The following is a 23702-nucleotide window of genomic DNA, read 5'->3' on the forward strand; positions in this document are numbered from 1 at the left end:
CTCAGGGGGCGACCGCGCGGCCCGTCTGCGGGGAGATCGTCCCCGCGCACAGGCCTCGGGAGGCCAGGGTCTGGGCGATGCGGGGGATGGCCGCCAGGGTGTTGGCCGGCCAGTCGTGCATGAGGATGACCTGGCCGTTGGTGAGGCGGGCTGCGGACTGGACGATCGCGTCGGTGCTCGCGCCGTTCCAGTCCTGGGAGTCGACGTGCCAGATGATCTCGGTCAGGCCGTACCGGGCCGCGACCGACTTCACCGTCGCGTTGGTCTCGCCGTACGGGGGGCGGAACAGTTTCGGTGTGCCGCCTCCCCCGTTGGCGACGGCCTGCTGGGTGCGGGAGATCTCGGAGTCGATCTGCGCCTGGCTCAGCCGGGTCAGGTGCGGGTGGGTGTAACTGTGGTTGGCGACCCACATGCCGGCCGTCACCTGGGCCCGGACCAGGGACGGGTTGGCGGCCGCGTACTGGCCCTGGTTGAACATGGTGGCCCGCAGGCCGTTCTGCCGGAGCGCGCCGAGCAGTTTCGTGGTGTTGCCGGACGGGCCGTCGTCGAAGGTGAGTCCGACGTAGCCGTTGCAGGCGGCGGCCTGGGCCGGGGCGGCGGTCGCGGTCGTGGCGGCCGGGACGGTGAGGGCCGCGGCCGCCGCGAGGACGGCCAGCACCCGTTTCGTCGTCACGACCCGACCCGGATGCTGGAGCTGCCGCTGCTCTGGTAACCCTCCGTCGCCATGATCATGTAGTACTTGAAGTTGCCCAGGGGCATCCCGGCCCGGGCCCACGCGTCGAAGTGGTTGCCGGTCGTGATGGTGCCGCCCGTCCGCTTCGACTGCCGCACGCTCCAGTACTGGTCGAAGGTCTTCGTGCCCTCGACCGACGGGGCGTTGTACCGCGTCGTCTTGTAGATGTCGTACGTGCCGCCGTCGCTGGTGACGGTGCCCTTGTAGGTGCCCGTGGGCCGGTAGGTGCCCCAGTTGTCGACGATGTAGTACTCGATGAGCGGGTTCGCCGTCCAGCCGTACAGGGTCAGGTAGGCGTTGCCGGACGGGTTGAACGAGCCCGAGTAGGTCACGGTGCGGCGGGCGCCGGTGCTCCAGCCCTTGCCGGCGACGAAGTTCCCGGTGTTCCGCCAGGACGTGCTGTAACTGCCGCCGGAGGACAGGTTCATGGAGACCGTGCCGGGCGCGTCCGTCCAGAACGAGTAGTAGTAGCCGTTGTCGGTGCCCGTCTGGTTCCTGGTGACGACGGTGTCGGCGTGGGCGGTGCCCGGCAGGGCGAGGGCGGCGACGGCGACCAGCAGCAGGGTGACGGTGCTGCTGAGCAGCAGCCGTAAGCGGCTGAGTGCATGAGTCATGGGGGTGCTTCCTCCTCGTATGCGGGGGGTCGATGGAGGCGCTCTGTCACCCGGGAGTGTTGGTCTGACCCTGTCAACTGTCAATGGTTTCGACGCCGATTGCGAAATATTCGCCGACCACACGGAGTGCCTGAGGGTTGTTTTGTACTGTTCGGTGGGGTTTTGAGTTCAAGAGGTGAGGGGAACTCTGCCCGGCAGGTTCGGAGGGCAGAGTTCCGGTCGTCGAATGTTTCGCCGAACTTCCGGATCAAACGGTGGTGCTGGTCCCACGCGTCCGCATGATCCGCTCCATCCTCGCCTCCAGTTCCGCCCGTTCCGCCACCGCGCGCTCCGCCTGGGCCCGCTGGTACTCCTGGTCCAGACGGCTCATGCGGTCGGCCGTGTCCAGCTGGACGCGGTGGCGACGGACGTCGTGCTCCAGGCGGGCGCAGGTCTGCTGGACCTCGAGTTCCTCGGAGTACAGCTTGCGACTCGTGCGGTGCCGGGCGCCGAGGAGGGTGTCGTAGGCCGTGGCGCCGCTGAGGACCTTGGCGAGGACGGGCATGGCGTCCAGGCAGAGCAGGAGCAGGTGCAGCACGATCGTCAGGAAGAGGGCGAAGCCGTCCGACTCGGCGACCTCCTTGAGGCCGTGGGCGCGGGTGAGGATGCCGTCGGTGTCCAGGTCGGCGGCCCGCTGCCGGGTCTTGTCGTCGATGGCCTTCTGGAGCGCGGGCTGGTAGCCGTCGGCGGCCCGGTCCTTGCGGGCGGACAGGGTCCGGCCCTCCGCGACCATGTTCTCCAGCTGCTTCTCGTACGTCTTGACCTTGCTGTTCTTCTCGTACTCGGACGTGGCCTTCCGGGCCCGTTCGCAGGTGATGGTGACGTCCCGGACGCCGCCCCGCCAGATCCAGTACTTCGGGCCGCACAGGCGCTGTTCCGTGGCGAGCTTGTCGTTCAGGGTCTTGTTGATGCCGGCGACCTGGGTGCGCAGGGCTGCCGCACGGTCGCTGTTGGTGTCGATCTGGCGGGCCAGTTCCGCCGGGGAGCCCGCCACCTTCAGCTGGTAGCGGGCGCACTCGGCGCGGCCGGTGGTGGCGGCGCCGTCGGTCGGGTTGCAGGAGACGAGCATGCCCCGGTAGTCGGCGACCCGCTGCTCGTTGCCGACGGCGATCTCCTGGCGGATCTCCTTGTCGAAGATCTGGAAGAGGATCGGTTCGGCGATGAACAGGCCCAGCAGCACCGAGAGGAAGAAGCGGACGAGGAGCGTCCATTTGCGGACTCCGGTGCCGTGGGTGCTGGAGACCAGCCAGCTGTCCAGGGCCAGGATCACCCAGAACCAGACCACGGCCACCCCGAGGACCGCCGCCAACGGCAGGTCGGAGCGGAAGCTGGAGAGCGCCAGGACCATCGAGATCGCGCCCAGCAGCGCCGTGTTGACGACGAGGGCGCCGTACCAGGTGTAGCGGGGACGGTCCTCAGGCACCCAGGAGAGGAGACCCTCCTCGATGCCGATGAGGCGGCGCAGCCGGGGGGCCCAGCCGTACGCCGGGGGCGCCGGGCGCGACTGGCTGCCGCCCCGGTCGTCGTCGTAGGCGGCGCTGTCGGCCGGGCGGAGCGGGGTGTCAGTGGCCAAGGCTCCCCTCCTGGTTCGCGGGGTCGAAGTCGTCGACGTCGGTGTCGTCGTCCACGGCGGTTCCGGTGTCGGGGGCGGGCCGTCCGGGCGCCCGGCGCAGCGCACCCTTCACCTCACCCTTCAGCTCCTGCTGCGGAGCCCCGGGCCCGCCGCCCTGTGGCGTGGTCTGGTTGTACGGGACGTCGCCGACGCTGTTGATGAAGGCGCCCGCGTCGTACATGGTGCTGTCGAACAGGCCCCGGTCGATGGCCTGTTTGCCGAGGGTGGCGCGCACCGTGAGCTGCTGCTTGGCCAGCTCGTGCTGGTCGCGTTGGAGTTCCTTGGCGTCCTCGCGCTTCTCGATGCGCCGGCGCAGGCTGTCCTGGTGCTCCAGATCCCAGCGCCGGGCCTTCTCCTCCCGCTCGGCGGCGGTCTCCTCCCGCTCCTCCTTGCGGGTCAGCTCCTGGCGCCGGTCGTCACGTTCGACCTTCCAGCGCTCGTCCTCCCGGTCCAGGCCGCGGCGGGTGAGCTCGTAGTCCCGATCCAGGCGCAGCCGGTCGTCCTTGCGGGAGTCCCAGCGCTCCTCGGCCTGGTGCAGCCGCTGGGACAGCTCGTCGGCGCTGATGTCGCCGTTGCGCCAGGCGAGGTAGTCGGCGGCGACCGGGTCGGAACCGATCAGCTTGATGTCGTCCTCGATCTCGGCCCTGGTGAAACGGTTGCGCCGACGCTCGATCTCCAGCTCGTAGTTCTGCTGATCGGCACCGGACTCGCGCTCGTAGCCGGTGCGCAGCGTCTCCTCCTGCTGCCGGTTGCGCTCCTTGCGCACCGCCTGCAGGCTGCGGATCTCCTCGCGCTTCAGCTCCAGCTCGGCCTCGCGCAGGGCCCGGTCCAGGGCCGCCTCCTGCTCCATCTCCTCCCGCTGGCGGTCGCGTTCGCGGTCCCGGCGGGTCCGCTCCAGCTCCGCGACGTACGCGGACATCTCCTCGGGCGTCAGAACCTCGATCACCCCGTGCCGGGCGCGGATCCCCGACACGACGGAGGGCCGCATCTCGTGGTACGCGGTCAGCCGGGCGTCGATCCGGTTGCGCACGGCGGCGGTCTCGACGACGGGCAGGTCGCTGCCGTCCTCGGTGAGGCCGGGCACCTCGCGCAGATGCGAGAGCAGCAGTGCCTCCACGTCGGTCACGCCGTCGCGCACGACCGCGCACGGGTCGGTGACCGTGCAGTGGAACCAGGCCCGCACGGTGAAGTCACCCGCCTCCGACGAGGGGATCCGCGTCTCCACGACGACGGGGACCTCGATACGCCGGTCCACGACGGTGACCGAGCTGGCGTCGAGCACCACCGGGTCGTCGGCGCGCAGCTGTCCGTGGTCCTCGACGTACTCCTCGCCGACCCGGAAGACCCGCACCTGGTGGGCGGCCACCTTGGGCAGCTCGTCGTCGCCGCGCGTCGTCCGCTTGCGCCAGAGGCCGCCGCGCTTCTCCGGCCGCCCGTACTCCCGCTGCTCGACGAGCGGGTATTTCTCAGCCATGCCTGTCAGCCCTTCGTGCTCAGTACGGCGGTGAGGAAGATCTCGACGAGGGCGGTGACCGCCTCGTCGGCGCGGGCGGCGACCTGCCGCAGCGCGCCGGCCAGCGGCGGACGGTCGTCCGCCGGCAGGGCCGCGCCCACGGCGTGGCCGAACCGCTCGGCCAGCCGCTCCGGATGTTCGGACACGGCCGGCAGCTCGCGCAGGGTGGCGAACAGGGCCGCCAGGGCCCGGCCCCGGCGCGGCAGGTTGTCCAGGACGCCCGCCCACACCTGGCCGATCGTGGTGGTCTGCCGGTCGTCCCGCTCCAGCAGCGCGGCGCACACCAGCCGCTCGGTCCGCGCGTCCCGGGCACGCAGGACGGTCATCGCGGCGCCCAGGATGTTCTCCTTGGGCTGACCGGTCAGCGTCTCGCGCTGCTGCCGCAGCCGGTAGGCCAGCGGCCGGAGCACCGCGCCGGTGTCCTGCCCGCACTCCGCGAGCACCGCGACCAGCCCGGCCAGCGCGAACGCCGCGTCCACGGGCAGCCCGCCGCGCCGGACGATCAGCCGGAGCAGGTGGGTGACGGCGTCCGTGGGGAAGCGCACGCCCAGCGCGCCGCTGAACGCGGCCGCCGCGGTCGAGCGCAGCGCCGGGTCGTAGGAGCGGGCCCAGCCCCGGGCGAGACCCAGCGCGGTGGCGGCGAGGCTCTCGTGCAGGCACATGCACTGCAGCACCAGCGTGGCCGTCGACTGCCCGGCGGGCCCGGCCGTGCCGCTCGCCCACGGGTGCAGGTAGTTGTCGGCGACCTCGTCGAAGGCGGGCCGGGCGAGCAGCGCCAGACCCTGCGCCACCGACAGCTGGAGCCCCAGCCCGGGCTGGGCGGCGACGAGTTCGGTGAGCCAGTCCCGTACGCCGTTCCAGTACGGCGTGGACCGCTTGGTCCACAGCTCCTCCAGGGCCCACTGCCGGTACTGCGGATGCGGGAAGACCAGCGCGGTCCGGGTGAGCGCGCCGTTCTTGCGGTCCTCCACGGCGACGAGCGCGTTGCGCGACAGCGACAGCCGGCGGTCCACGGCGCGCCGGGCCGCCGCGTGCTGCTCCTCCTCGGTGACGGGCTCCGGGAACGCCGGGGCCACCCAGCCCTCCAGCCGCTCCTGGCAGGTCTCGAAGTCCCGGTAGCCGGCGCCGTTGACGAAGGCCAGCGTCGTGACCTCGGCCCATTCCTGCGGCGTGCGCTCCTGGAGGAACCACTCGCGCACGGGCTGCGCCGCGCTGCTGCCGTAGTCCTGCCAGACCTCCTCCGGTGCCCCGCCGCACGCGATCCGCCCGGCGGCCGCCGCGACCTCCGCGATCCTGCAGCCTGCGGGCATCAGCGCCGCGGCCCGCTCCACGGTGTCCTCGGCGCACCCGGCCCGCGCCAGCCGAACCCGCAGGACGGCCGTGAGGTCCGGCAGGTGCCAGGGCACGTGCCGTACGGACTCCACGACAGCGCCGTCGACCGGGTGCACGGTGGTGACGACCAGGTGGGCGTCGTGCTCGCGGACGGTGTCGCGAACGCGCCGCCAGTCGAAGTCCGCCGTCTGGGAGCTGTCCTCGCCCGTCCGGTCGAGCAGGACGTAGCCGACGCCCTTCTCGAAGGCGACCTTCCCGCTCGCGAGGTCGTCCAGGCTGCGGCCCGGGGAGAGCACGACGTACTCCGACCCGTCCGCGAGGGCGTCGACCAGCGCCACCGCTCCGGACCGCTTGCCCGAACCCGGGGGCCCCACCAGGACCACGACCGCGTCCTGCTCCAGGGCGAGTACGGCCTGCTCGAAGCAGGCGGGCTTGACGTACGGCGCGAGGATCGCGTCCGCTTCCCCCGCGTCGAGGCGGCCCACGGCGCGGCGGCGGGCGTTGTCGGAGCCGGCCGTGCCGAGGCCGAACTGGGCACCGGAGGCGTTGAGTTCTCCGTAGAAGTACTGGTTGACGTTGTTGTGGTGGACCTGCCCGGGCGGGCCGGCGGGGGCCGTCGGCTTCGCCGGGTCGGGTGGGTCCTGCCGGTGCTCGGGCTCGACCGTGCTCGCCGGTTCCGGTTCCGGTTCCGGTTCTGCTTCTGGTTCCGGCTTCGGATCGGGCGGCGTCCGTGCGGCCGGGGGGTCCGGCGCGTCGTCCGAGTGGTGCGCGTCCGGTTCGGGCCGGGGCGCGGCGCTGTGCTCGCTGTGTTCCTCGTGTTGCTCGTTCATCCTCGGCCGTCACTCAGGTCACTTGGAGATCCCGAAGACGGCACCCGGGGCGTGGACGGTTCCGTTGATGACGTGAACTACCGTGTCTCCCGGAGCAGTTGGGGTACTCCGGGGGCGCACGGCGGCAGCACCCGCGCCCCCCGAGCCCCCTTCCGCGCCGGGTCCGGTGACCCCGAGATCGAGGCGCTCCACGTCGTACCCCGGCACCCGGATCCACGCCCGCCCCGCGTACTCCTTCTCCGCGATGCGCACCTCGCGGAACTCCTGGGGCCGGATCGTCGTGTACGCCTCGCCGATCACGTCGTTGAAGACGGTCGCCGAGACCGCGAGCGCCAGGTGCGCCTCCGGAGCCGCCGCCAGCGCCGCCCTCAGCACCCTGCTGTCCAGCAGCCGGCCGATCTCGACCGGGGCGCGGCCCTCGAAGCCGTTGGCCGCGGGCGAGGCGGTGCCGAAGTGCACCGCGGCCCGCAACCGCAGCCAGGCCTCGTCGCGCCGGTTGCGGTTGAACATGCGCAGGCCGGACTCCAGTTGCCGCATGAACGGGTCGACCAGAGCGGGCTCGGACGCCCCCTGCGGCAGAACCGCGAACACGGAGTCACCGCCGACCTGCGTCACCCACTGATCCCAGTCGAGCCCGGCCACGTGGGCCGCCTCTTCGAGCAGCCGCCGGATCGCCTCCTGCCACTCGCGCTGCGTCACCACATCGACGCCGCCGTACCCTTTCGCGTCGACCGCCAGCAGCAGTCTGCGACCGAACGTTCCCATGCCTGAACTCCCCGCTCACTGAAAGTGGAGCCGCACCCCGGGATCGGATCTGAGGGCGCACTCCGGCAGACACCGGCGTCCGCTCCCCCCAGAGGCGGACGCCGGTAGGCCAGTCCTACACGCGCCGTCCGCCCGGAACCCCGTCGAAATACGGGATGCGGAAAGGTGCGGAAACATACAGCGGTGGCATGAAGTTACGGACGGGTTCGGCCGGTTGGTGCCGACGACTGACAGCCGAAGTCCCAAAACCCGCAGAAATCCCGGGTTCCGTGGCCGGTTTCGGGGCGTACTGGAAGCACCCGGCCCACCACAGGGTGAACAGCCCACCGGCCCCAGAAGGAGCAGCATGCCGTCGTCCACCGGTACCCGCCCCGACAGCCGCCCCGCGCAGTTCATGTTCAGCGCCCTGCAGACCACCCACCAGCACGCCGACACCAAGGCCGGGATCCTCGCCGCCGCCCAGGCCGCGCTCGTCGGCACGGCCGGCTACTGGAGCGCCCCGGCCCTGCGCGCCGCGTCCGGGGACGGTCCGGCGGCCGTCGCCGCCGGTCTGCTGCTCGCCCTGTTCCTGTGCGCGATGTTCGGCGGCGCGGGCTTCCTCGCCGCCACCCTGCGCCCCCGGGTCCTGCGCCCCGACGGCGCCAACCGCTACAGCTTCGTCCACCTCGCCGAGGGCCCCGACATCCTGCCCGCCCGCGGCTCCGGCGACCGCGACACCGACCAGGAGCGCAAGGAACTCTCCCAGACGATCCGGTTCCTGTCGCAGGTGGCGGTGCGCAAGTACCGGTGCGTCACGGCGGCCGTGGTCTGCACGGCGGTGATGGGCCTCAGCGCGGGGCTGCTGGTGGTGCTGCGGCCGGTGCTGGACTGACCGCCTCACTCCTCCGGTGGCAGGTCGCCGATGTCCCGGAGCCGGTGCAGATCCCGTATCACCGTGGAGCCGTAGCCCGTCTCCAGCAGCCCGTCCCGGCGCAGGTCGCGCAGCCCCTTGTGGACGGTCGTCTCGGCGGCGCCGGTGAGCGCGGCCAGCTCGGGCTGGGTGAGCCGGCAGCCGAGCACCATGCCGCCCTCGACGGGACGGCCGTACAAGGTCGCGAGTTCCACCAGGAGCCGGGCGAGCCGTACCTTCGCCGGGTAGCCCTTGAAGTCGAGGCGCCTGCGGTTGGCCCAGCGCAGCCGTTCGGCCAGGATCCCGGTCAGGGCCAGATGCACCTCAGGCCGCTTGGCCAGCAGGGCGTGCAGGGCGGCCGGCTGGACGACCCGGGCGCTCAGCGGCCCGCACGCGGTCACCGTGGCCGAGCGCGGAGACCCGTCCAGCGCGGCCATCTCACCGACACTGTCCCCTCCGACCCGCACCGCCAGCAGGGACTCCTCCCCGTTCTCCACCCGGGCCGTCACCTTGGCGAAGCCGGACAGCAGCACCAGCAGGTGCCGGTCGCGGGCGCCCTCGCCGATCAGTACCTTCCCGGCCTCGAACCGCGTCGGCACCCCCAGGCCCAGCAGCTCCCGCCGCGCCTCGGACGGCACCGCCCCCAGCAGACTGCGCGCGGGCCACTCCACGGAGTCGTACGGCATGGCAGGCTCCCCCCGGCCGGTCGGCGAACCACGAGCTAGGTGCATCCTGCCCGCTGTTCATGCCGGGGGATGCGGAACACGGGAAAGTCCGGTGTCCCGCTCACGCCGGTACGGGCACCACACTGCGGCCCGTCTCGTGCGCGTAGAGCGCGGCCCGGTCGCGCAGGGCCGCGTGCACCGCCATCTGCGCGTCCCGGCGGCGCTGGGCAGGGCCGTCCGGGAGGTGCAGGATGCCAGCGTTGCCGCGGGAGCCGCGCTGGACCTCGGCGGTGCGCGGGACGCGCAGCGCCTCGTAGTGGGCCAGACGGTCGCGGATCTCCCCGGCCGGGGCGCCGGCCAGGCAGGCGGCCAGGTCCATCGCGTCCTCGATCGCCTGGTTGGCGCCCTGCGCCATGAACGGGAGCATGGGGTGGGCCGCGTCGCCGAGCAGCGTGATGCGGCCGGTGGACCAGGTCCGCAGCGGCGGCCGGTCGTGCAGCGCCCACTGGTGGGTCGTCTCCACGGCCGCGACGATGTCGGCGACCAGACCCGTCCAGGAACCGAAGACCGCCCGCAGTTCGTCGGGGTCACCGGGCCGCGACCAGGACTCGCGGGGCGGCGCGTCGGAGGGCAGCGGCACGGTCGCGGCGTAGCTGAGGTACGCGCCGGACGCGACCGGGTAGGCGACGAAGTGCCCGCCCGGCCCGAGCCACAGCCGCACCAGCCGCTCGCGGGCCTCGGCAGGCAGCGCCTCCACGGGCACCAGGCCCCGGTAGATGCCCAGGCCCGAGTAGACCGGCTCGTCGCGGCGCAGCGTCTCGCGGACCGTGGAGTGGATGCCGTCCGCGCCGACCACCACGTCCGCCTCGCGCACCGAGCCGTCGTCGAAGGTGAGCCGCACGCCCGTCCCGCCCGGCAGTTCGCGTGCCGCGCTCAGCTTCCGGCCGAGGCCCAGCCGGTCCCGGTCGACCAGGGAGAGCAGCGCGTCGTGCAGATGCGCCCGGTGGATGGTCAGATACGGCGCGGCGAACATGCGCTCGCAGTCCGCGCCGAGCGGCGTGCGCGCGATGGGCCGCCCGTTCCAGCCGCGCACCTCCATCGCGTCGATCCGCACCGCGTGCTCCTCCAGCGCCGGGCCGAGGCCGAGGCGCAGCAGCGGCCGGATCGCGTTGGGGGAGAGCTGGACGCCGGCGCCCACCTCGGCCAGTTCGCGGGTCTGCTCGTGGATCACGTACGGCGTGCCGCTCGCGCTCAGCGCGCCGGCCAGGGTCAGTCCGCCGATGCCCGCGCCGACGATGTCGACCGTCGGCAGCTGTCCGCCGGCCGGCTCCGCGGTGTTCCCGGGCAGCCGCCGCCCTCCTGTGTCTTCGCCCAACAGCACCTCAGGGACCGCCTTCCGGGTCTTCGCGCCCTGCCGGCGCACCGCACCATCGCGGGCGACGTGGACGCACTGTCATCGGTCGTGTCCCCGAGCATGTGGCGCCCGGCACCGGGCGGCAACGTCACGCCCCACCGTGCTGACAACTGTCGCCGCTCGCGTGACGGACGTCATCGAAACCCCCGTCACGCCTGCTGCCGCACCCCCGCCCGGCCCTAACTTCCGGAGGGAGAAGACCGGTTACGACACCTGGAGGCATGCGGTGACACGCGAACGAGAAGTGGAGCGACCGCGGTGACCGCGGTGGCCGTCGAGGGCCTGCTCAAGAAGTACGGAGACCACGAGGCCGTGCGCGGCGTCGACTTCGCCGTCGAGGAGGGCGAGATCTTCGCCCTGCTCGGACCGAACGGCGCCGGCAAGACCACCACGATGGAGATCCTGGAGGGCTTCCGCCACCGCGACGGCGGCGACGTCCGGGTCCTCGGCCGCGACCCCGGCGACAAGGCCGACGGACGCCGGCTGCGCGGGCAGATCGGGCTCGTGCTCCAGGACATCGCCGTGGAGCCCTACCTGTCCGTGCGGGAGACCATCGCCCGCAACGCCGGCTACTACCCGGCCCCGCGCGACATCGACGAGGTCATCAACCTCGTCGGCCTGGAGGAGAAGCGGGACGCCAAGGTCAAGGACCTGTCCGGCGGGCAGAAGCGGCGGCTCGACCTCGCCCTCGGCGTGATCGGCGACCCGAAGCTGCTGTTCCTCGACGAGCCGACCACCGGCTTCGACCCGGGCGCCCGCCGCGGCGCCTGGGAGGTCGTGCGGAGCCTGCGCGACGCCGGCACGACCATCCTGCTGACCACCCACTACATGGACGAGGCGCAGGCCCTGGCCGACTCCGTCGCCGTCATCGCCGCAGGGCGGATCGTCGCCGCGGGCACACCGGACACCATCGGCGGTCGCGACAGCGCCCTCGCCCGGATCCGGTTCGCCCTGCCGGCCGGTGCCGCCATCGACGACGTGCCCATCCAGGTCAGTGACGCCGAGGACGGCCTCGTCACCGCCGAGGCCGAGGAGCCCACCGCCGCCCTGCACCGGCTCACCTCCTGGGCCCTGGACCGGGGCACGCCGCTGGAGCGGCTGACCGTCGAGCAGCCCACCCTGGAGGACGTCTACCTGGGGCTGACCAGTTCGTACGCACAGCAGGACGCCTCGTCCCCGTCCACCGAGCGGGGCAGCACACCGTCCTCGGCGGCGCGTGCGCGCCGAGGGCGCCGACCCGGACGGAGCCGACGATGACCAGCACCCTGCCCCCCACGACCACCGAGACCACCCGGCGGGCCGACCGCGCCGGGCGCGAACGGCCCGACGAACGCGGGTCCCTCGCCCTGCTCGCCCACCAGATCCGCTACGAGCAGCTGTCGTTCTGGCGCAACCCGCAGTCGATGGTGTTCACCTTCGTCCTGCCCATCGTGATCATCTCGGTCTTCGGCGCCGTGTTCTCCGGCAGCCAGAGCGAGGACTTCTTCTTCGGCCTGAGCGGCCTGCAGTACTACACGCCGACCATCGCGGCCGTCTCCGTGCTCGGCGCCTGCTACGGCCAGCTGGCGATCGTCCTCGCCATGCGCCGGCAGACCGGTGTCCTCAAGCGGCTGCACGCCACCCCGCTGCCCGCCTGGGTGTACTTCGCGGGTCTGCTCGTGCACTGCGTCGTCGTCAGCGTCGTCGACGTGGCACTGGTCATCGGCATCGGGCGCCTGTACGGGGTGCCGTGGCCCGCCGACTGGCCGGCCCTCGCGCTCACCCTGGTGCTCGGCGCGGCCAGCTTCTGCGCCCTCGGCGTCGGTGTGGCCTCGCTGATCCGCAACTCCGAGGCGGCGCCCGCGGTCGTGCAGTTCATCCAGTTCCCGTTGGTGTTCATCTCCGGCAGCTACTTCCCGATCCACTCGGACGTCATGAACAACATCGCCGGGCTGCTGCCGGTGAAGCCGTTCAACGACGCCATGCTCGCGCCGTTCGCGCACCAGGGTGGCTTCCAGTGGAAGGAACTGGCCGTGCTGGCGGCCTGGGGCGTCGTCGGCGCCCTGATCGCCGTGCGCAGCTTCCGCTGGGACCCGCGCCCCGAGTAGAACGCGCTCCGTCCCGACCATCGAGGGGGCCTCCGGGAGGCCCCCTCGGCGCGTGCCCCGGCCTCCGCCCCCCCACCCCCGTACTCCCGTACTCCCGTACTCCCGTACTCCCGGAAGGATTCCCCCACCATGTCGCTCGACCACACCGCCCGCCCGCACCGGGTCCCGACCGGAGCGTGGCGCCTCGAACCGGCCGACTCCACCGTGGAGTTCACCGGCCGGCACTTCTTCCTCCTACCCGTACGGGGCTCGTTCCCGGTGCGCTCGGGCCGCGTCGAACTCGCCCCGGACGGCGCGTTGCGCCACCTCGAGGCCACGGTCGCCGCCGCGGGCTTCGAGACCGGCAACCCGCAGCGGGACACGGCGGTGCGCGGCCCGCGCTTCCTGGACGCCGAGCGTCATCCCGAACTGCGTCTGGCCGGAGAGGGCCTGGCGGACGACCTGAGCCTCACGGCGCGGCTGGAGGTCAAGGGCCGTGCGACCCCGGTGCCGTTCACGGTCGACGAACTCACCGAGCGGGGCGACCGCGTCGTCGTACGGGCCACCGCCCGGGTCGACCGGCACGCCTGCGGGGTCGGTGGCATGCGGGGGCTGGTCGGGGCGGCGCTGCTCGTGCGGGTCCGGGCCGTGTTCGTGCGGGAGGGATGAGCCGCGCGGCGCACACGCCGAAGAGGCCCGGCCGGTGAAGGGGAATCCGGCCGGGCCTCTGCGTGGGCGCCCACGGGGGCGGGGGATCACCCCGTGGATGCCAGGTCGGGTGTCGGGGTCGGGGTCGGTGTCGCTGTCGGTGCGGGCGCTGGTGCCGGTGCGGGGAAGACGTGGGACAGCCAGGCGTAGGTGCGCAGTTCCTCCAGCAGGCTCAGGCCGAGGCGGTTGTGGAGCATGTGAGCGTGCGAGAAGAGGATCATGCCCGGGTGGACCGGCGAGTGCCGCCGGATCTCCTCCGCGTGGGCGGTCAGGGCCTCGAACCAGTCGGTGAACGGGCCGTGGGCGTCGGGGGAGACGCCTGCCGAGGCGGGGTCCTGGTCGACGGTGGTGATCCGGTCCAGCAGCTCGTCGGGGTGTCCGGCGTCACGGGCCCAGGCCCGCCAGGCGTCCCGGCCGCGCGCGAAGTAGTGGGCCCGTTCGTCCGGGCCGCCGAGGGCGACGGCGGCGGACAGCGTGCCGCGCAGGGCGAGCCGGGCGCGGCGGGCCTCGGAGGTGACGAGCGGGGCCAGCCGCAGGACGAGTTCGCTGGAGCGGTGGAAGAGGGACTCGGCGGCCGGCATGAGGGTCCGGCCGCCGTAGCGCTCGTACTCGGGGTCGTAGTCGGCCCGGTGCACACCGGGCGGCAGCAGCGCGTGGACGGAGGTGTTGACGCCGGTCTCCCCGGCGGCGGCGAGCCGGGACGCGCCCTGCTGGTAGGCCTCCTCCGCGAGCGGCTCCTCACCGGGGGCGAGCCGGCCCGCCCCGGCGAGCCGGTCGCGCAGGGCCCGCTCCACGCGCGCGTGCGCGTCCGTGCCCTCGGGCAGGTCCGCGATGCGCAGTCGCAGGTGGGGCCCGGACTGCCAGTAACGGATGAAGAACCAGGGGGTACCGGCCGGGAGTTCGGCGGCCGTGGGGCCGATGACGTCCGTGAGGACGCGGTCGTGGGCGCTGCGGGCCGTGGTGCCGAGGTGCAGGTGCCAGGCGCTCCAGCGGTGTGGTGTGGTGGGCATGCGGGGTTCCTTGTCGTCCGGTCGGATGTCGCGTCGTCACGTGCGCAGGTCCAGCACGGCACCCCCGGTCTCGCGCGGTACGCCGACCACCGCCGACAGGACGATCGTCTCGTCCTCGTCCAGTCCGATGACCTCCTTGGTCTGGATCTCCTTGAACGCCCGGACCGGCCGGGCGAAGAGCCCCTCCGCGGCGGCGGCCAGGCACAGTCCGTGGACCGCCCAGCCGCAGGCGTGCTGGGCGGCGCTCCAGCCGGCCGGGCCGAAGCGGGCGAAGAGTTCGCGGGGGCGTACCGAGAAGAAGACGGTGACGGGGGCGTTGGCGATGCCGCAGCCGTTGACCGGGGTCAGGCCGTAGCCGTAGCTGGCCTCCAGGCCGGCGGCGGCGGTGGGGTCCTGGCGGAGCAGGTGCGCGGTGCCGTCGTGGACGCGGTGGATCCCGGGGGTGTGGCCGTCGATGTGCTGCACGACGGCGGTGACGGTGACCGCGTCGAAGGCGGCGGCGAGGGTGGGGTGCGGTGGGGGGACGCCGAGCCAGGCCAGGGCCGTGGTGAGGGTTCTGGTGGGGAGGGGGGTGAGGCACGTGGCCGAGTCCATGCCGTGGAGGGCTCTGGGCATGCGTCCGGAGTGGCGGTGCCAGAGGAGTTCGGACCAGGTGGGGGTGCGTTGTGAGGGGGGCAGGGCGGGGGGTACGGCGGTGGTGACGGGTGCGGGTGCGTTGTGGCTGGTCGCGCCCGCGCTGCGGTAGCCGCATATCGAATGCTGCCCCGCGCCCCTTAGGGAACCCCTGTTGACGTCGATTACATGCCTGAGGGACGGATCCCCCTCAGGGGCCGGCGGTTCCGGCTCAGTCGGTCGGCGTACGGCGGGGTGTGGTTGGTCCAGGTCGATCAGCCACGGGAGCGACCACTCCCAGGTCTGCTCCGCGCCCAGCTCGCGCAGCAGTTCCGGGCCGTCCGCCGTCGGCGGTGTCAGCGTCGCCGGTATCCCGAAGAGCTCCAGGCCCAGGCTCAACGCGCGCAGCACCATGCCCGTCTCGATCGCCACCAGCGAGCCCCGGAACCACTGGTACGCCAGGGGGATAGCGGTGTAGCGGCCGGTCAGGGCGATGCGGGTGGGGGTGCCGGTGCCGGGGCCCGTCAGGGTGTGCCGGGTGGGTTCCAGGAGTCGCCAGGCCGCGCCGTCCCCCACGAAGGCGTGGACCGGGAACAGGCAGCGCGGTGAGGCGTAGGGGCGGTGTTCGTTGTACGGGTTCTCCGGTTCACGGCGCAGGGGCGCGAACGTGGTGGTCAGGGCGTGGGCCAGGGCGTCCGGTGAGGCAGGGCCGCCCGGGGCCGGGACGCGCGGGTACGGGAGCGCCGACAAGCGGTCCGTCGTGCCCGGCGGCAACGGGGTCGCCGGCCCCGCCGGGCGTGGGGGCGGCGGCGGCACGTGGGAGTCGGGCGGCGGTGTGGCCGCCCAGGTCCACGGCGGTGGTTCCGGGGCGTCGTCGCCGGTGCCGTAGGCGTACCAGAGGGGTTCGCGGGCGATGCTGTTGTCGCCCTCGGGGCCCGGCAGGTCGACCGGGGCGCGCCGCGTCCAGGGCTCGGCGGGGGCCGTCACGGGAACGGGTGCGGGTCGTAGGGGATGGCCCGGTGCTCCTGACCCGTGCCGCGCAGGGCGGCGCGCAGCCGGGGCAGTCCGTCCAGGCGCTGCTGGGCGTGGCCGAAGCACATCGGCACGATGCCGGGGACGACGGCACGGGCGACCGCGATTCCGGCGTCGGCGTGCTCCCGGCTGGTCTGGTCGACGATGACGATCCGGTCCAGGCCCGCGTCCGCGAAGAGCGAGGCCACGTACCGGAGGGTGCCGCGCAGGTCACCGCCGGCCGCGCGCTCCAGCCGCCCCGGCCAGTCCGGGAACGCCTCCTCCAGCGTGACGGCCGGACCGCCGAGCCCCGCCAGGGCGCGGTCGCGGGTCTCGGGGATGGAGGAGAAGCGGACGTGGTCCTCCAGCTCCTCCACCAGCCACGGGTCCTCGACCATGCGCTCCACCTGCTCGCGCGTCCAGTCGACCGGGTTGGTGACGAGCTGGGCGACCTCGCGCAGCGCGCCGCGGATCGCGGACTCGGGCTCGGCGCCCGAACCGGCGGAGGAGAAGGTCGCCGGGAAGGGGTCCTTCTCGTTCACGGCGATCACCCACACCACCGGCAGTCCGATGTCCCGGGTGGCGACCAGGAGATGGACGTCGTAGCCGCGGGCCCGGATCAGCTCGACCATGGCCCGGCTGGTGGGGTCGGTGAGCGTGCCGACCGGGATGTGGGGGAGCGGCGCGGCCCGGTACCAGGAGGTCAGGAAGGCATCGCGCTCCGCCAGTTCGAACAGGGAGTGCAGGGCGGCCTCTTCGTAGTTGGCGCCGACCGCGCAGCCGCTGGAGCAGTCGAAGAAGTAGTGCCGGCGGTTCGCGGCCCCGGCCACGCGGGCCGCGCGCCGGTCCCGGCGGAAGGCGTACTCGTACTGGTAGAAGGCGTGGTCGGCCGGGACGAGCAGGGGAGTGCCGTCGGCCAGGTCGTGGCCCCAGGCCCAGTCCATCGGGGTGTCGGCGGTGAACGGCGTGGCCCTGCTGGTCGGGTGGGCGAGCTGCTCGGCGGTGTAGCGGCCGAGGCTGCCCGGGTCGACGGCCCGTTCGGCGACCTCGCGGTACGAGCGGCCGGTCAGCAGGGGGATGTCGTAGGGGTAGCCGCCGAGCCGTTCGTACGCCTCCAGGACGGCGACCGGTTCGGTCTCCGTGAACGTACGGGCCCTGCCGTGCCCCATGGCCGGGGCGTCGGCGACGACGGCCATGCTCATCGCGAACGGTGCGTGCGACTCGCGCAGGATCGCCCGGACCGGCCCGAAACGGTCGTCGACGAGCCGGTCCCGCAGGAAGCCGGGCTCGACGAGGCGGCTCGCCGCGGTGCGGGTGGCGTCCCCGGGGACGGCGGGCCGGGAGCGCAGGGGGCGGGGCGCCGGGGGCTCGGTCGCCACCAGGTCCTCGGGGGAGGGGCCGCAGGCCGGGCAGTGGAAGCTGCGGGCGATGCGGTGCCGGCGGGTGCCGCGGACCGTCACCGAGTAGGCCTCGCCCGGCGCGAGGGGGTGGGCGGCCAGGTGGTCCAGGCCGGTGCGCAGGAGCTCGGGCAGGAGGGGCGCGGGGGCGGCCGGAACGCGGGTGGCCTGGGTGAGGTCGCCCACGAGCGGGTGGTCGAGGACGGTGCGCTCGCGCACCTCGGCGCAGGCGGCGCAGCCGGACGTGGTGCCGGGCACCCACAGGGGGCCCACCATGACCTCGTCGTCGTGGACCCGCACGGACAGGTGCGGACCCGTCGCCCCGGTCACGCCGTCGCGCTCCCAGTCCAGGTCCCAGCCGAGGTTGACGGAGACGGTGGCCCCGGTGGCGCGGGCCAGGCGCGCGAGGGCGGGCAGCCAGGTGTCGTACGCCGTCACCGGCAGGCCGGGGCCGGCCCGCACGGCGGTCGACGGCTCGGTCGTCAACGGCTCAGTGGTCGGCATCGGTGGCCTCCTCGGCGTTCGTGGGGACGGCGTGGGCGGTCACCGGGCCGTGCCAGAAGGGGAGTTCGCCGAGCACCGGGTCGCTGCGGCGGGGCCGCCCCTCGTGGACGCCGCGGGCCGTGAGCTGCTCGCGCAGCGCCGCCCGGGTCACGTCGTCCGCGGTCAGCAGGGCGTCGGTGGAGAGCCGGCCGGCCGTGCCGCCGGTCTGCGCGACGGCCAGTGCCGTGCACAGCGCGGCGTACGTCGCCTCCACGGCGGTCGGGCCCCAGCCGGCGCCGAGCGGACGCCCGTCGACGGTGACCTCCGCCAGCGGCCAGCCGACGTGGGCGTACCGGGCCACGGCGAGGACCGGTTCGGCACCGCCGAGCAGCGCCGCCAACTCTGCGGCGATGCGCCGGCCTTCGGCGTGCAGCGGCGCGTCCGTGTCGAGGACGTCCCCTTCCGTCCGGGCGAGTCGGCGCAGGGCGCCGTCCAGCAGCCAGTGTTCACGGGTGAGACCCGCCGCCGGGGTACCGGACCCGTCGGTGACGCGGTCGCGCAGGGCTGCCAGGGCGGCGGCGATGGTCGCCGTCTCCTGGTGGGCGGCCCATGCGGTGACCGTGCCCGTGCGGTCCGCCCGGTGCTCCGCCGCGCGCAGGGCGAGGGGCATCTGCGGCAGGTCCTCGCCCTGCGCGGAGGCGAACAGGCCGGTCCAGCGGGCGCTGAGCACACCGGCGGCCTCGAGTGCGTCCTCGGGGGCGGGGAGGGGTTCGGCGGGGGCGTCGTCGAGACGGACGGCGACCGCTTCGTTCACGGGGGCGCCCGTGACGGTGACGCGGTCGGCCGTCAGATCGGGGCCGTGCACGACGTGGGCCTCACCGGGCTCCGCGACACCCGTGAGGGTGTCGGTCAGGAGCTGTGCGGCGAGGGCTCCCGCGAGGGAGTGGGCGATCGGCCCGGTCGCCGCCTCGACGCCCTCGGCGTCCGCCCAGGCCCTGGCCCGGTCCCGGAAGACCTCCCAGACGCCGGGTGTGACTCCGACGGGCCCGACCAGCACCGGCCCGGGCCCGAGCAGCACGGGCACGTGCAGCGTGCCGGCCTCCTCCGTCCACGTCCGGTCACCGTCGAGGAACTCGACGACGACCCTGGGCACGCCCTCGGTCGTCACAGGTGCCGTCACCGCCGGGTCGCCGACGGGAGTTGTGGCACCGTGTCCGTTCACCGCCGGGTCGCCGACGGGAGTTCGTGTACCGGTTCCGTTCACCGCCGGGTCGCCGACGGGAGTTCGCGTACCGGTTCCCTCCACCGCCGGGTCGCCGACGGGAGTTCCAGCACCGTGTCCGTTCACCGCCGGGTCGCCGACGGGAGTTCGCGTACCGGTTCCCTCCACCGCCGGGTCGCCGGCGGGAGTCGAAGGAGGGCGCACCGCCGGGTCGCCGGCGGGGATCAGGGCCCGGGAGCCGCCTGCCGACCCGCTCCTGCCGGACAGCAGGGCGGGGTCCGCGTACATCGCGGGGTCGCAGACCGGGACCAGGGGTGCCGGCGTCTGTGGAACAGCCGTCGCCGTCACGTCGGTCACGCCCGCCCGGCGCAGTCCGCGCAGGGCGGGAGCGGTCGCCGTCGTCGGGCCGTGCAGCCGCACCCGGGCCCGGCGCAGACGGGCGAACGCCGCGTACGGGTCGTCGAGGCGGGCGGTGAGGCGGGCCAGCGTGTCGGCGTGCCGGGCGGCCAGTTCGGCCGGCGGTTCCGGCTCCGTGAGCGTGGCCGGGTCGAGCAGCAGGCCGTTCTCCCGGAGCTTGCCCAGAAGATGCCGTACGGCGGGCCGGGCCCGCTCGGTGCCGAACTCGGCGACCAGCGCGTCCTCCGTCGTCCCCGCCCGCAGCAACGGCACACAGCCGTCCGCCACCGCGTACAGCAACTCCGAGCCGCGCAGCACGAACTGCCCGCGAGTGCCGCTGAAGTAGACGCCCCCCGGCACGGGCGCGTAGTGCAGCCCGGGCCGGGCCGTGAGCGGCGCGGCGGCCGGGGGCGACTCGACCGCGCTCCTCTCCACATCGGTCACGGTCATGGCCGGACTCCTTCCGCTGCCCCGGTGTGCGCCGGGTCGTACACGAAGCGGCCACCGGCCCGCCGCCCCACCTCGAGCACCCACTCCGTGGCGTGGGTGCCGTCGGTGACGCCGGGCAGGGCCTCCTCCAGATAGCTCGTGCCGGCGCCGCGGCGCTCCAGCATCCGCGGCAGGACCCGCACCGCGAGTGCGCTGGACAGGTCGACGTACTGCGGCTTCTGCGCCAGCCGCTTGGACTGGACGTCGGGGGCGCCCACCGAGAGCGGGCCCTCGTCCTCCGGCGCCGACTTGATGACGACCTCCTCGGGGACGCCGTGGCGGGAGCGCCAGGCGGTCAGTCCGAGAAGCCGTTCGTGCTCGTCGGGCCCGGCGGCCACCGCCGTGTCCAGTTCGGCACCGCCGTACCAGCGGCGGCGTCCGATGAGGACGTCGCCCACGGCCATGCGCGGTGCGACCCGCGTGTGCTTGCCGTCCCACGGGGTCGCCGCGTGCCAGGAGTTGGGCAGGCTGTTGAAGAGCCGGCCGCTGATCACCAGCCCGGAGGCGACCGACAGCGGCGGCGGGAACAGGCCCGGGTGGCCGGTGCCCAGCGGCAGCACCCGCAGCGGGGCACCGTCGGCGTCCTCGACCCGCAGCGTGTCGGTCTCCGGGTCGTGCGCCAGGCGCAGCGTGAACCAGTCCTCGGCCGTGAGCCCGCCCGGCAGCACGGGGGTGTGCGCGTTGACGTTGAGGCGGTGCAGGCCCAGGTCCTCGGTGATGCGGGTGCCGTCGTGGCCGTAGAAGCGGTTCAGACGGTCGGCCAGGCGGGGCAGGGCGCGGCCGCCCTGGCGGCGGTCGGCCTCCAGGAAACGCGCGTACAGCATGCCGTGGCCCGGCAGTCCGTCGTTGAGGACGAGCTGGTTGCCGGCCTGCTGGAGCAGTACCCCGTAGATCAACGGGTCGCTGCGGAAACGGTCGGGCAGCGCCCGGGTCAGCTCGGCGACGTCCGCCGCGGTGAGCCGCAGGGTGTCCTCACCGGCCTGGGCCGTCTTGGTGAGGAGGGCGTGCACCTCCTCGGACAGCTCGCGGCGCAGCAGGTACATGCGCTCCAGGCAGCCGTCCGCCGGCCCGATCCCGGACAGCGCGGCGGCCTGGCCGGTGCCCTCGGGCCCGTAGACGGCCGCCATCGCGGCGGCCCGCCGGGAGACCTCCCCGACGATGAACGCCGCGTGCTCGGCGAGCGGCACGTTCGCCCCGGCCCCGAACCGCTCCGTGAACGCGGCGGTCATCAGGACCCGTACGTCGTGCAGCCAGTCGAAGACGGTCAGGAGTTCCACCGCGGGGCCGAGGTCGGCCAGCGGGGCGTGCCAGTCGGAGGCCGCCACTTTGAGCGGCGGCATGACGTAGTCCTCCTCGACCGTGATGTGCGCCGGGCGTCCCGCCGCCTGGCTGAACCGGCCGAGGTCGCCGCGCAGTCCGGCCAGCAGCGCGCCCCGCTCGGCGGCCGGGGCCTCGGTCACCCGGGGCAGCCCGGCGCGCACCCGCGTCGCCAACTCCCGCACTCCGGGAGGCTGCTCGGCGTCGGCAAGCGACAGCAGGTCGTCGTAGTCGCCCGCCGCGGTCTCCTCCTCGGGCCTGCCGAACGTGCACAGCACGCCCTGGTGCAGGGCCTGCCGTACGCGCCGCGCGGCCTCCTCGGCGGGGCAGCCGGCCCGGGCGGCGACGTGTGCGACGACCGCCGGGAACCTGCGCGGGCCCATCGACAGCGCGTCGAGCAGGTCCCCGACCGGCCCGTCGAGCGGGACCGCGAGGCGGTGCATGCCCTGCTCGGAGAACTTCAGGAAGAACAGCTTGCCCGTCTCCGGGTCGGGGGCCGAGGTGGGCGGCATCCCCACCCACAGCGCGGTCAGGTCGGTGTCGCCGGTGGGCAGGCCGCCGAGGACGTAGTGGAGCATGACCCGGTCCAGGCCCGGCACGGCCCGCGCGCCGGTGAAGGGCACGTCGCCGGGGCGGACGGCCTCCGGGTCGCCGGCCGGGGCCGGTTCGGCGATGCCCACCGCGGTGAACCGGGAGAGCGGGCTGGTGCGCACCATCGCCCGGGTCACGTACTGGATCAGGCCGCGCTCCGACTTGCGGGTGCGGGCGGACACCTTGCCCGGGCCCTCGACCGCGGCCCGGTAGCGCTCGGCCTCCTGGTGCACCTCGGGGGCGATGAGCGCCAGCGAGCGCAGCAGGTCGCCGTCGCCCAGCAGGGCGGCCAGCACGGCGCGTTCGCGGTCGGCCGCGGCCGGGTAGCCCTGGGTGATCGTGGTGCGCAGCCGCTCCCGCCCGGTCCAGGCGGCCAGCCAGCGAGCCACCGACGGGGTCGCTTCGAGGCTCTCGGGCGTCTTCTTGGGGGCGCGGCCGTTGTGGATGGCGCGGCGCAGCGCGATCAGCTCGCGCCGCTCGGCGTCCGAGGCGGCGGCGCCGATCCGCTCGTACAGCTCCTGCGAGCACACCTCGGCGGCCTCCGCCAACTCGGCTTCCGCCACGGCGAGTTCACCGAGCAGTCGGCGCTGCTCCGGGTCGGCGAGGCGGGACCTGCGCAGCGGGTTGACGCGCAGGAACCACTGGGGTTCGGGGCTGGTCATCGCGGGGCTCCCGTCGGTTCCGTGGCGGTGAGGCGCTCCCGCCAGCTGCTGCCGAGCACCTCGTCGACGGTCTCGGCGAGGGCGAAGCACATGTAGTAGCGCTGCATCGGCGAGACCGTGAGCAGGGGCAGCTGCTGGTAGAAGAGGTTCGTCAACAGGCGGTAGGCGGCGAAGAACGGGGACGGGGTGCTGATCGCCCCCGAGCCGTGCACGGTCCGGTGGAAGTCGGTGTCCGGCTGCTCGCCGCGCGGCACCACCGTCTCCGCGCCGGGCGGGCCCATCCGGCTGCGGTCGACACCGTCGGTGACGGAGTCGAGCAGGTCCGGGGTGAGGGCGCCCGTGGCGACCGCGTGGTCCAGGACCCCGGCGCCGTAGGCGAACGCCGTGCGCCACTGGGCCGCGGCCGGGGACACCGCCCCGTTCAGGCGCTGTTCGACGACCTCCCGGATGCGGGGCCCCTCCTTGGCGAGCCGCTCCCGGAAGACCGGGCGCATGTCCTTGCGCGGGGCCGCCCAGGCGAGGAAGGCCTCCACGTGCGAGCGGGGCGAGAACACCCCGTAGGCCGGCCCCAGGGCGTGGGTGTCGACGAGGGCGGCGAACGCCTCCGCGAGGCGGACCGTGCCGCTGCCCGGCTCCTCGGCCATCCCCTCGATCATCGTCAGCACGGGCGTCGCGAGGGCGCCGTACACGACCGTGCGCAGGGCGTCGAGACGCGGCTCCCGGGAGCGCAGCGCGGGGTCGCCGGGTTCGACGCGCAGCACCGCGCCGTGCTCGCGCAGCGGCAGATACGGCGGTTCCACCGCTTCGAGGCGGCCGAACTCGCGGGCCTGGTCCAGGTATGCCTCCTCGGTCAGCGCCCGGGCCGGATCGAGGGGGCCGGCGTCCAGCGCGGCCTCGATCGGCGCCCAGTCGACGGCGCCGCCGGGCGGCACCGCGCCGGCCGGGGCGAGCACGTCGACGTGCGGTCCGTGCAGCCAGCCGCGCCGCACCTGCACGCCGGGCACGCCCCGCCCGCCCAGTTCGCGGGCGACCGGGACGACGTGCCGAGCCAGCCAGGCCGGTGTCACCGGCATCCGGGTATGGAGTCGCACCCCCGTCAGGCCGGCGGAATCCGGCCTCACGGCAATGCGCTCCGGAGCGTGAACCCCCATGTCCTTTCACCTTCCGAGAAGAGTCACAATGAATTCGTGAACCTGAATCCCATGATTGGCGCCGGGAATTCGAGCCGGAAGGGAAAACGGTCCGGCGCTTACATACGTCATCGTTTCCGTGACGCCCGACTGCGGGCCAGGATGACGGAATGTCGTATTCCACTTCGAGGGTTCCGGTGGG

General features: G+C 73.7%; 18 protein-coding genes. 4 read left to right on the top strand and 14 right to left on the bottom strand.

Features of this window, described 5'->3' with window-relative positions; all coding sequences use genetic code 11:
• Nucleotide 1: 1 nt before the first annotated feature.
• The 6 genes from BJ965_RS22025 to BJ965_RS22050 all read right to left on the bottom strand — a co-directional run bounded on the left by BJ965_RS22025 (nt 2) and on the right by BJ965_RS22050 (nt 7438).
• Nucleotides 2-673 carry a polysaccharide deacetylase family protein gene (locus tag BJ965_RS22025; protein ID WP_184910235.1) on the bottom strand — a complete coding sequence of 224 codons (672 nt, stop codon included), beginning with the start codon at nt 671-673 and terminating at the stop codon, nt 2-4.
• Complete coding sequence (locus BJ965_RS22030; RefSeq protein WP_184910236.1) at nt 670-1347, bottom strand: glycoside hydrolase family 11 protein; 678 nt, start codon at nt 1345-1347, stop codon at nt 670-672. Before BJ965_RS22030 ends, BJ965_RS22025 begins: the two co-directional genes overlap by 4 nt.
• Before the next feature lie 247 nt (nt 1348-1594).
• The gene (locus BJ965_RS22035) at nt 1595-2959 is read right to left on the bottom strand and encodes a DUF4407 domain-containing protein (RefSeq protein WP_184910237.1); all 1365 of its coding nucleotides are present in this window, start codon (nt 2957-2959) and stop codon (nt 1595-1597) included.
• On the bottom strand, nt 2949-4472 hold the full coding sequence (locus BJ965_RS22040; protein ID WP_246545944.1) for a hypothetical protein: 1524 nt from the start codon (nt 4470-4472) through the stop codon (nt 2949-2951). The genes BJ965_RS22035 and BJ965_RS22040 overlap by 11 nt, the downstream gene beginning before the upstream one ends.
• Nucleotides 4473-4477: 5 nt before the next feature.
• The gene (locus BJ965_RS22045) at nt 4478-6673 is read right to left on the bottom strand and encodes a hypothetical protein (protein ID WP_184910238.1); all 2196 of its coding nucleotides are present in this window, start codon (nt 6671-6673) and stop codon (nt 4478-4480) included.
• Nucleotides 6674-6691: 18 nt separating this feature from the next.
• Nucleotides 6692-7438: a hypothetical protein gene (locus BJ965_RS22050; RefSeq protein WP_184910239.1), complete on the bottom strand. Its 747-nt coding sequence runs from the start codon at nt 7436-7438 to the stop codon at nt 6692-6694.
• Between the two features lie 346 nt (nt 7439-7784).
• Here BJ965_RS22050 and BJ965_RS22055 point away from each other — a divergent pair, with 346 nt between their 5' ends.
• On the top strand, nt 7785-8309 hold the full coding sequence (locus BJ965_RS22055) for a Pycsar system effector family protein (protein WP_184910240.1): 525 nt from the start codon (nt 7785-7787) through the stop codon (nt 8307-8309).
• Nucleotides 8310-8314: 5 nt separating this feature from the next.
• Here the strand turns inward: BJ965_RS22055 and BJ965_RS22060 are convergent, their stop codons facing one another.
• Together BJ965_RS22060 and BJ965_RS22065 are read right to left on the bottom strand one after the other, a co-directional pair.
• The gene (locus BJ965_RS22060) at nt 8315-9013 is read right to left on the bottom strand and encodes a Crp/Fnr family transcriptional regulator (protein ID WP_184910241.1); all 699 of its coding nucleotides are present in this window, start codon (nt 9011-9013) and stop codon (nt 8315-8317) included.
• A 100-nt stretch (nt 9014-9113) separates the two neighbouring features.
• Nucleotides 9114-10373: an FAD-dependent monooxygenase gene (locus BJ965_RS22065; protein WP_184910242.1), complete on the bottom strand. Its 1260-nt coding sequence runs from the start codon at nt 10371-10373 to the stop codon at nt 9114-9116.
• Between the two features lie 291 nt (nt 10374-10664).
• Here BJ965_RS22065 and BJ965_RS22070 point away from each other — a divergent pair, with 291 nt between their 5' ends.
• From BJ965_RS22070 to BJ965_RS22080, 3 genes are all read left to right on the top strand, one after another.
• Complete coding sequence (locus BJ965_RS22070; protein ID WP_184910243.1) at nt 10665-11663, top strand: ABC transporter ATP-binding protein; 999 nt, start codon at nt 10665-10667, stop codon at nt 11661-11663.
• The gene (locus BJ965_RS22075) at nt 11660-12493 is read left to right on the top strand and encodes an ABC transporter permease (protein WP_184910244.1); all 834 of its coding nucleotides are present in this window, start codon (nt 11660-11662) and stop codon (nt 12491-12493) included. The genes BJ965_RS22070 and BJ965_RS22075 overlap by 4 nt, the downstream gene beginning before the upstream one ends.
• A 129-nt stretch (nt 12494-12622) precedes the next feature.
• Nucleotides 12623-13141: a YceI family protein gene (locus tag BJ965_RS22080; RefSeq protein ID WP_184910245.1), complete on the top strand. Its 519-nt coding sequence runs from the start codon at nt 12623-12625 to the stop codon at nt 13139-13141.
• 86 nt (nt 13142-13227) lie between these two features.
• Here the strand turns inward: BJ965_RS22080 and BJ965_RS22085 are convergent, their stop codons facing one another.
• From BJ965_RS22085 to BJ965_RS22110, 6 genes are read right to left on the bottom strand one after another with little or no spacing between them, the layout of a single operon-like run.
• Nucleotides 13228-14190: a thiopeptide-type bacteriocin biosynthesis protein gene (locus BJ965_RS22085; protein WP_184910246.1), complete on the bottom strand. Its 963-nt coding sequence runs from the start codon at nt 14188-14190 to the stop codon at nt 13228-13230.
• 36 nt (nt 14191-14226) lie between these two features.
• Complete coding sequence (locus BJ965_RS39960) at nt 14227-15789, bottom strand: nitroreductase family protein (RefSeq protein WP_184910247.1); 1563 nt, start codon at nt 15787-15789, stop codon at nt 14227-14229.
• Nucleotides 15786-17714, bottom strand: a complete 1929-nt coding sequence (locus tag BJ965_RS22095; protein ID WP_184910248.1) for a TOMM precursor leader peptide-binding protein — start codon at nt 17712-17714, stop codon at nt 15786-15788. The genes BJ965_RS39960 and BJ965_RS22095 overlap by 4 nt, the downstream gene beginning before the upstream one ends.
• Nucleotides 17701-19761 (bottom strand): hypothetical protein, encoded by a 2061-nt coding sequence (locus BJ965_RS22100; protein ID WP_184910249.1) that lies wholly within the window; start codon nt 19759-19761, stop codon nt 17701-17703. Before BJ965_RS22100 ends, BJ965_RS22095 begins: the two co-directional genes overlap by 14 nt.
• On the bottom strand, nt 19758-22370 hold the full coding sequence (locus BJ965_RS22105) for a lantibiotic dehydratase (RefSeq protein ID WP_184910250.1): 2613 nt from the start codon (nt 22368-22370) through the stop codon (nt 19758-19760). Before BJ965_RS22105 ends, BJ965_RS22100 begins: the two co-directional genes overlap by 4 nt.
• Nucleotides 22367-23443 carry a hypothetical protein gene (locus BJ965_RS22110; RefSeq protein ID WP_184910251.1) on the bottom strand — a complete coding sequence of 359 codons (1077 nt, stop codon included), beginning with the start codon at nt 23441-23443 and terminating at the stop codon, nt 22367-22369. The genes BJ965_RS22105 and BJ965_RS22110 overlap by 4 nt, the downstream gene beginning before the upstream one ends.
• Nucleotides 23444-23702: the final 259 nt, after the last annotated feature.

Source organism: Streptomyces luteogriseus (assembly GCF_014205055.1).
Taxonomy (GTDB): domain Bacteria; phylum Actinomycetota; class Actinomycetes; order Streptomycetales; family Streptomycetaceae; genus Streptomyces; species Streptomyces luteogriseus.

Coding starts and splice junctions, on each gene's coding strand:
- BJ965_RS22060 (WP_184910241.1), bottom strand. CDS start 9,013: ATGCCGTACGACTCCGTGGAGTGGCCCGCGCGCAGTCTGCTGGGGGCG.
- BJ965_RS22110 (WP_184910251.1), bottom strand. CDS start 23,443: ATGCCGGTGACACCGGCCTGGCTGGCTCGGCACGTCGTCCCGGTCGCC.
- BJ965_RS22045 (WP_184910238.1), bottom strand. CDS start 6,673: ATGAACGAGCAACACGAGGAACACAGCGAGCACAGCGCCGCGCCCCGG.
- BJ965_RS22100 (WP_184910249.1), bottom strand. CDS start 19,761: ATGACCGTGACCGATGTGGAGAGGAGCGCGGTCGAGTCGCCCCCGGCC.
- BJ965_RS22085 (WP_184910246.1), bottom strand. CDS start 14,190: ATGCCCACCACACCACACCGCTGGAGCGCCTGGCACCTGCACCTCGGC.
- BJ965_RS22055 (WP_184910240.1), top strand. CDS start 7,785: ATGCCGTCGTCCACCGGTACCCGCCCCGACAGCCGCCCCGCGCAGTTC.
- BJ965_RS22095 (WP_184910248.1), bottom strand. CDS start 17,714: ATGCCGACCACTGAGCCGTTGACGACCGAGCCGTCGACCGCCGTGCGG.
- BJ965_RS22080 (WP_184910245.1), top strand. CDS start 12,623: ATGTCGCTCGACCACACCGCCCGCCCGCACCGGGTCCCGACCGGAGCG.
- BJ965_RS22030 (WP_184910236.1), bottom strand. CDS start 1,347: ATGACTCATGCACTCAGCCGCTTACGGCTGCTGCTCAGCAGCACCGTC.
- BJ965_RS22075 (WP_184910244.1), top strand. CDS start 11,660: ATGACCAGCACCCTGCCCCCCACGACCACCGAGACCACCCGGCGGGCC.
- BJ965_RS22040 (WP_246545944.1), bottom strand. CDS start 4,472: ATGGCTGAGAAATACCCGCTCGTCGAGCAGCGGGAGTACGGGCGGCCG.
- BJ965_RS22050 (WP_184910239.1), bottom strand. CDS start 7,438: ATGGGAACGTTCGGTCGCAGACTGCTGCTGGCGGTCGACGCGAAAGGG.
- BJ965_RS22105 (WP_184910250.1), bottom strand. CDS start 22,370: ATGACCAGCCCCGAACCCCAGTGGTTCCTGCGCGTCAACCCGCTGCGC.